Below are 1,003 nucleotides of genomic sequence, written 5' to 3' on the forward strand. Positions count from 1 at the left end.
TGGGGTGGCGCTTTGGCCGGTGTACCCCAGATAACAGGCGACTTGCCGCAGCGCCGCAAGTCGGCAGCCATGGGCCAATTCCGGAAGTCGAACGCCAACAAATAGCCCCTAGAAACGATGCGTTAATCGTGTCTCTTAGCCTCATGTGTCCACTGGGCGCCTGGCGGTTAAGTTGAAGCTGAGACATGGGCTTGACGCGTCGACTGGGCGCGTCTCTGAGCATCTTGCAGGGAAAGCATGACAGTATCCGTCGAGGCTCTAATCGAAGAAATACGACAGGCCTTCCCAGCACGGCGGCAGGGTCGGTTCCTTCCGCTGGTCAACAGCGCCCAAGGCGACGAGCCATTGCGGGTCATCGCGGCATTTGACGATAAGGATGACTGGACAACACTCGCGCCCGAATGGCTGGATAAGGTACCAAGCGGCCTCGGGTCAGCTTTGAGCTTTCTGACCGATGAAGCGATTTGCTTCTACATACCTGCCTACATTATTGCGGATATGACCACCCAGCTGCGGATGGTCGACCCAATCTTTGCACTCACTCACGGCTTTGCCCCCCGATCACACAACAAGAGAGCCAAGCCACAAAGCGAAAAGCTCGAGGCTGAATGTGCTCGCAATCGCTGGAGCTTGTTAGATCACCGCCAGGCTGTCGCGATCGTTCATTATCTTGAATGGCGAGCACTGCGAGATCGGCCAGATTACGGCTATATCGTGAATAATGCTATTGTCGAGGCACTAGGAACGTATTGGTATGATCGAGTGGCGAAGCCTCAAGGACGTTGACCATCTTACGTTATGGGTCACTTGCTGCCGTCCCGAACGAGCTAGCGTCACGGCCGGTGTACCTCGGATAGTTGCCGACTTGATGCAGCGCCGCAAGTCGGCAGCCTCCAGGGCCATTCAGGGTACGGTCCGGCGACCCGGTCACGTCCGCAATTCGCCCATAGCCGACCTTCCGGGTGGGGTGCATCGACGGCTGCTTCTTCCCCATCAGCGAAGT

The 1,003-nt window shown here is 57.2% G+C and carries 1 protein-coding gene; it reads left to right on the forward strand.

The features are described from left to right. Positions 1–237 precede the first annotated feature (237 nt). Positions 238–786 carry a DUF6714 family protein gene (locus QX073_RS34365; RefSeq protein WP_315718323.1) on the forward strand — a complete coding sequence of 183 codons (549 nt, stop codon included), beginning with the start codon at positions 238–240 and terminating at the stop codon, positions 784–786. Positions 787–1,003 lie beyond the last annotated feature (217 nt).

Origin of the sequence: Bradyrhizobium sp. SZCCHNS3052, assembly GCF_032484495.1 — a bacterium.
GTDB lineage: Bacteria > Pseudomonadota > Alphaproteobacteria > Rhizobiales > Xanthobacteraceae > Bradyrhizobium.

Coding starts and splice junctions, on each gene's coding strand:
- QX073_RS34365 (WP_315718323.1), top strand. CDS start 238: ATGACAGTATCCGTCGAGGCTCTAATCGAAGAAATACGACAGGCCTTC.